This window comes from Micromonospora sp. RV43 (assembly GCF_001029515.1).
GTDB lineage: Bacteria > Actinomycetota > Actinomycetes > Mycobacteriales > Micromonosporaceae > Micromonospora > Micromonospora aurantiaca.
Genome location: NZ_LEKG01000265.1, coordinates 1 through 6669, shown reverse-complemented (window position 1 = coordinate 6669; position 6669 = coordinate 1). Strand labels below are relative to the sequence as shown.

Below are 6669 nucleotides of genomic sequence, written 5' to 3'. Positions count from 1 at the left end.
GTGATCGTGCTTGGCGGCACGGTTGTGTACAAGCTCGTGAAGAAATTTACGAGCTAGATGCTGAAATACGGCCTAGTGTTGCTGCTGGCCGTTGCAGCCACAGGGGCGGTCCTTTTCGGGGCCGCCTCTACTGGTTGTTTGACTTCGCCTGCCGTCGCACAGACGCCACCACCCTCTACCGAGGTTCTGGACGAGGGCGAGGTCAGAAAGCTACGCAAGTTCCTCGATAACACCGACCCGGAGAAGTTCGGCAAGTACAAAAAGACACGCGGCATCTTGAAGCGGGCTAGTAAAAAGGCTCTGCCAACCCTCAGCCGTCACGCGATCACTAAGGGCGGTCTTGCTGGCGTTGCCGCTGGGGTGTGGATACATAATGCCAACACGCTATACACGGCATATCAGGACGGGCAACCAGCAGATCCCATAGTTGTTGATTCGCAGCTCAAGAAGGTGGAGTCTTCCGGTGGGCCATACTTCCAAAAGGTAGATAATGGCGAGGTGGTCGGGGCCGGTGCCCTGCTGGGCTTCGATTACACCTACGCTGACGGTGTAGGTACCATCACCTTTGATTATGCGGTTCAGACGAATCAACAGCCGTGGTATGGGAATGGGAGGATGCGATATCTGGGCAATAGTGAAGGCGTGGACGCCTCCGCCACTGCCAGAGACCAGCCTTCACAGTCCTTTAGCTGGAACATTACGAATAACGATTGCAAGGGCAAGGTGTCGGTTAAAGATTCGGGAGACAACCCCGGTCCCGCGACTGTACTAAAGACGGGTATTTGCTCTATGGAGAGTGTCCAGGGGCAAACGGACATTTACGATATGGGTACGCAGACCCAGACGACTCCGGCCGAGTACACACCTTCTGAGGGTGATTTCGTCTCGTCGCCGGAGAAAACAAAAAGGCTTTGGGATGCTGTTAAAGCCGATCCCGAATACAGCCCGAAAGAGCAGGGCACCGAGGGTGAGAAGCCTGCCCCTGGAGCCTACCCGCCCGAGGTCGAGCGGCAAGCCGACCAGCACGGCGGCGTTGTTGACGTTCGTGAGAATCCAGACGGCTCCACCACCTACAGATTCGCGGACGGCACCGAGTTCACTACTTGGCCGGACGGTACTGAGTTCACCCGTACCCCTGACGGTGTGGAGACCTGGAGATACCCTGACGGCACCCGGCGCACTTATGATCCCCGCACCGGGACGGAGACCACGACATACCCTGATGGGACCACGCAGACGCGGCAATTCCCTGACGGCACACCCGGCCAGGAGACACGTTCGCCCGGTGCTACGCCCAACAGTGAGGAATGGCGTTCACCTACTGGTGATCCTGTACCCGAAGGTAATCGGCCCTCCGAGCCGCAGCCGAAGAACGCACCCAAGCCCGGCAATCCCACAAAGCAGGGCGGCTCGACGTGCAGCTCTCCGCGTGAGTTCTCCTTCGACCTGCCGGAGATGGAGCCTGGGAGCGTCTTTCCTTTCTCGCTCATCCTCGGCCTGCTGGAGATAGTCGGCTCGCTGGTCTCGACGCCAGAGGCTCCGACATTCAACCTGCCGCCGTTTGGCATGGTGACCGTGCCTCAGTCCTTTCACAACGTGATCCAGGTGGTCAAAAACCTGATGGGTGTCGGGCTGGTGTTCGGGATGTCCCTATGGTTCTACCGCTACATCACCGGGAAGGGCTGACATGCTCGACGGCCTCATATGCTGGATTCGTTGGGCGGCTCAGTCGGGTGCGTCTTACATGGTTGATGGTATCGAGTTCATCACGGATGCGATTATCGGGGCTATCGCTGCGGTTCTCTCCCTGCTGCCCCAGCACGAGCTGGGCAACCCGCTCGACAACAATAGGGTGCTCGGAGCCGTTAACTACTTCCTGCCGCTCGGTATCGTGACCGCCGGGTTCTCGGGGATTATGACGGCTTGGATCGCTTACCGCGTGTACCAGTGGTTGGTCGCTACCGCAAACGTGGAGTAAAGGGGGATTATGTCACTACTGTTTGCCGTGGTCGTCGGTGTTCTGAGCTATTCGTATTTCCTGCTCATTCTGGAGCTGGGCCGGAGGTTTGGGGGCCACGATGATTGATCCCGCGATGGGGATTACGGCTCTATGCAGCTTTGCTGTGGCTGTCCTGACGTTGGCGGGTATCGGTCTGTTAGCGGATCGGTTCCGGCGGTGATGGGAGGTGGCGTGTGATTGATGGTGCGGGCCTGCTTCTGACGGCCTTTCCTTGGTACTTCTGGCTGATTGTCCTCGTCCTGGTGGGCGCTCGGCGCGTGGTGCCGTTGATCAAACGATTCTTCGATGTGTCCAGTGGTAACCGAGTCAAATAGGAGGCTGATCCATTATGGGTAGATACCTGTTTTTCGGGGGCATCCTCGGGATGTTCCTGCTTGCTCTGTATGTCGTCTACAGCGTGCTGTCTAACAGCATGTTTCTCTAGGGGGCCTCGTGCGTCACATAAAGAATATCGGCTATCGGGTGATCGTGGCCCTCTGTGTGTTCGCGATACTGTCTCTGATCTTTCAGGTGATCTAATGGCCGTCCTGAACCCTATAACCTTCGTGACCGGCCCTCTCGGGTGCGGTAAATCGTACTTTGCTATGAAAAACGTGATGGAGTATCTAGCGGCGGGCAAGATTGTTGCTACCAACTTTGATCTCGTCGGTGACTGGTGGAATACGGCGTATAAGATGGGCCACTCGCCAAAAAAGCGCAGCTACCCGGCCTCCGAGGAGTGGAAGCAAGACTGCCTCTCGCGGGCGCTTCGCTTCGACCGTCAAGATGACCTCTATGATTATCAGTTCGACGGTCCTGGTGAGGACCAGGGGCTCGTCGTGCTCGATGAGTCTGGCCTGAGCCTCAACGCTCGGCTCTATCAGATGCGGCAAAAGCAAGACGCTGACCGCTACGAGAACCCCATAAAGGCTCTCCAGTGGTACATCAACATGCGGAAAATAGGCTGGACGGCCCTTATCCTGGCCCATAGCTCGAAGCACCTCGACAACCAGGTGCAGGATATGGGCGGCGGCATCGTGAAGCTGCGTAACTTCGCGCGGGTCAAGCTGCCCCTGGTCGGCGTTGGCGTGACCCGCAAGCCCCGGTTTATGGCCGCTCATTTTGACCCGCAGATGTCTAGCAAGCCCATCTACAAGGAGCACTACGGCCTCCGGCCAGCTATCGCCAACCATTACAAGTCGCAAGATACCTTTGAGTGGATGCCGGAGATGCGCGGCATACGACCACACCGCCAGCCCGGCCCTCTCCTACAGCCAGCCGGGACGTATGCGGAGGAACTGCGCCGCGCCAGCGCCGCCGCCGGGACCGGAGGGACCGGCGGCGGCTCTGCCGCAGGCTCGGGTACGACGCTCTCGGACTGGTTGCCTGCTGGAGAAGACGAGCTGTGATGTGGCGTAAGCCCTGTATTACGCCACCCGCAAAAAGCCATCTCGCCAATTGGGGGGTTGCGTGAGATGCCACGAGGCTGCATAGTACACACTGCTGAATGGGATGAGATAGAAAAAGCTCCCCGGAATGGTCGCCACCACCGGGGAGCAGAAACAAAGTTCAAGGAGAATACTATCATGGTCGCCACCATCGGAAAATACGTAGATGCCCTCTACCTCTCCAGCTCTGCCGGGATATTGTCCGAACCAAGCGAAAAGCTGCTGGACGCGGCGAAGATCGCAGCTCAAGAATCTGAGGATGATGTAACGGAGCTGGCCGAGATTCCCGGTGTCGCCGGGGGCCTGTTCTACATGAAGCCGCACGGCAAAGGTAAATACCAGTTCGTCCTCAGAAATGCCCGGTTCTACGTCGAGGTCTCCAAAATGGGGATGCTCCCGACCCTCAAGATACAGCCGCTAGCGCAGCTCCTCTATGAGTACGAGCTGACGGCCGTGCAAGAAATGGCCGTCGAGATTACACGCTACTTTTCCGGCTCTAGTGACTTCCGCTTGGTGGTCTCCCGAGTTGACATAGCCGTAGACTTTCAGGCGCCCGGCTTCGAGGTTCCTCATATGGCTGATGTCGTCTCCCGCGCTCGTGATCGCTATGTCTCCTATCAGGGGGCCGATGCCAACGCAATCACGATAGGTAAAGAGTCTAAGAGCCTCCAGGCGCAGCTCTACAACAAGAGCCTGGAGCTGCTCAAGTCGGACAAAGGCTGGATGCACGAAGTGTGGGAGGCATCCGGCTATGATCCGATGCTCGATGTGTGGCGTTTTGAGTTGCGCTTCTTCCGCGAGGGCCTTCACTCCTTCGGGGTGGACGGCCTGGAGGACTTCATTAACGCCTGCGGAGACCTCGTGAGATATGCCCTGGGTACTGGTGAGGACCCTGGGTGGTTGCGCATCTGCGACTCTGACACCCGGCATTACTCTGCTGAGGGGCACTCGGGCCGCCGGAGTGCGGTGCAGTGGTTCGATACCATTCGGTCTTACATGGCTGAATCCCTCCCTGTGCAGGGTCTAAAGCGCCTCGGTGACAACTGCCGCCGCTCCTGGGATCACACGGTAAAAATGGCCGGCGCTATGATCGCCCGGGCCTCCGCGATACTTAAGTCCTGTGGCTACACTGAGGCACCCAATCCCGAGACCGTGGGCCGTCTTATCGGCCAGGAGTACCGCGAGCGTCTGTCCGGTGATGGGGTCCTCGGTTGGGCCGAGAAGGTAAACCAGCTCCTCAACGAGAAGCGCGGTGAGGTCTGGCACCCGACCATCGATTATCGGATTGACTATGATCCGTTCTGGGCGGTCTCTGCATAGTTCCACCTCCCCGCCTCCCGCAAGATCGGGGCCGAGCCTAGCTGCTGGCTGTCCAAATTTCGGGACCATCGGTCCCGTACTGTATACATCTAGCCGGCTGCGGTCCTGTTGCTGGGCTGCTAACCCGCGCCGGGAATCTATCCACACTCCTTCTTGACCAGCCGTAGTCCGTACTGGTTTCCTAACTGACCTTTATGACGTTTGTGACCTCTGATGTAACGTTTTTATTAAGATTCCCTCAGAGGTGTTGCGACTCTTACAACTTTAATGCTAGCCTTTTTGCAGTCGTTGAAAACGGGTCTCCCCCGATCCTCGCAAAAGTACTCGGGGGGACCCTACCGACACGGTGAGGAGAACACCATGCCGGATACCGAGAATATACGCCACACACAGCCGTGGCGTTGCAGGCCAGAGCTAGACGGTTCGCTCAACTTGGCTTCACCGGATCACCCGCGACTCGATGATCTAACCGAAGACCAGCGCGCACTAACCGCCGTCTTTCACTGGGCGCATCAGACCTGCGATTACCTTCTCTATCTTCTGGAGTCTGGCTGGGTCGAGCTACACTGCCCGACCTGCGACTCTTTCCGCTGTTACCCACCTTCCATAGACGCAGAGAAGGGGGGTGAATAAATATGTCAGAACCCATAGAGCTCCAGATGAAGCTCCAGCGTAGGAACCCGTTTTCCTTGAACGGGGGTCAGACGGAGGGCGTATCCTTCCGGCTTCAAGAGTGGGACTACCGGCACGAGGCCACGTTGATGCTAAAGATCGACGGCGAAGCCAACGCCGACGCCCACAAGTCTCCGCTCTACGGTCTCCGTAGCGCGGAAGTAGGCGACATGGTTACGGCTACTTTTGAGCCGTACCAGGATCGCCGTCAGGAGTCCCGCGAAGGCGGCAGAGACTCCGTTAAAGACGTGATTGGACTCCGGCTCGTAAAGGTCTCTGTGACCGAGCAGCAGCAGTCCTCCAATGGCTCTAGCAAGACCGGAGCTACAGCGTAATGCAGGCCCTTCTCCTGCTCCAGTCCACCAGCGTTGAAACAACAGTCGCGCTCGATCCCGAGCAACTTGAAACCCTCGTCGAACACGGCCAGGGCAACACCTTTGCGCTGATGGGCTGGTTAGCAATCATGGTGATGTGCCTCGGCGCTATCGCTCTAATGCTTGCTCTAAGGGGGAGATAATGCCTGATCCACTGACGTTTATCGGCCAGCTCGACAACGCCCTAACGTACATGGTCGCGGGATGGGCCGCGTACATCATGATTTTCGTTGTGGGCTGGTTCAACGATATTTCGTGACCGACAGAAAGGAACATCAGCACATGACTGCCCTCAATAATGCGGCCCACTATGTAGGCCGTCGCGCTATGGCTCTAGCCTTCGGGCTTGCCCTGGTCGCCGCGTATTTCGTCGCCGCGTCTCCGGCTCACGCCCAGGTTGGCGGCGAGATCAAGAGCGCCGCCACCAGCGCGGCCACCGCCGGTATAGCCGCTGGTGCCGCCGTCGCGGTGATCGTGCTCGGCGGCACGGTCGTGTACAAGCTGGTCAAGAAGTTCACCAGCTAAACCTACCGAAAGGGGAACCGCTTGCTATCCGCACTCCGTAACCACCGCCGCCGCGTGATCCTCGCGGCTATGGCTGCGTCTATGTTCGTGGTGTCGGCCATGCCGGCATATGCTCAGGACGCTACACCGTCGCCGGGGTCGAGCATCGAGAATGCCGCCACCGGAGCTGCCACCGCCGGTATAGCCGCCGGTGCCGCCGTCGCCGTGATCGTGCTTGGCGGCACGGTTGTGTACAAGCTCGTGAAGAAATTTACGAGCTAGATGCTGAAATACGGCCTAGTGTTGCTGCTGGCCGTTGCAGCCACAGGGGCGGTCCTTTTCGGGGCCGCCT

At 58.3% G+C, this 6669-nt stretch carries 6 protein-coding genes; all 6 read left to right on the top strand.

The window, feature by feature from the left end:
• The first annotated feature begins 57 nt into the window (after positions 1–57).
• The 6 genes from ABD52_RS39570 (at position 58) to ABD52_RS35305 (ending at position 6599) form a co-directional block, all read left to right on the top strand.
• Positions 58–1686, top strand: coding sequence for a hypothetical protein (locus ABD52_RS39570; protein WP_047866718.1), 1629 nt, complete (start codon positions 58–60; stop codon positions 1684–1686).
• A gap of 1 nt (position 1687) precedes the next feature.
• Positions 1688–1978, top strand: a complete 291-nt coding sequence (locus ABD52_RS35335; protein ID WP_047866717.1) for a hypothetical protein — start codon at positions 1688–1690, stop codon at positions 1976–1978.
• Positions 1979–2538: 560 nt separating this feature from the next.
• Positions 2539–3408, top strand: coding sequence for a zonular occludens toxin domain-containing protein (locus tag ABD52_RS35330; RefSeq protein ID WP_047866724.1), 870 nt, complete (start codon positions 2539–2541; stop codon positions 3406–3408).
• Positions 3409–3585: 177 nt separating this feature from the next.
• A complete protein-coding gene (locus tag ABD52_RS35325; RefSeq protein WP_047866723.1) occupies positions 3586–4767 on the top strand; it encodes a hypothetical protein in 1182 nt (393 codons plus the stop codon).
• A gap of 1301 nt (positions 4768–6068) precedes the next feature.
• Positions 6069–6338 (top strand): hypothetical protein, encoded by a 270-nt coding sequence (locus ABD52_RS35310; protein WP_047890007.1) that lies wholly within the window; start codon positions 6069–6071, stop codon positions 6336–6338.
• An 81-nt stretch (positions 6339–6419) separates the two neighbouring features.
• Positions 6420–6599: a hypothetical protein gene (locus ABD52_RS35305; RefSeq protein WP_152748365.1), complete on the top strand. Its 180-nt coding sequence runs from the start codon at positions 6420–6422 to the stop codon at positions 6597–6599.
• The last annotated feature ends 70 nt before the right edge of the window (positions 6600–6669 follow it).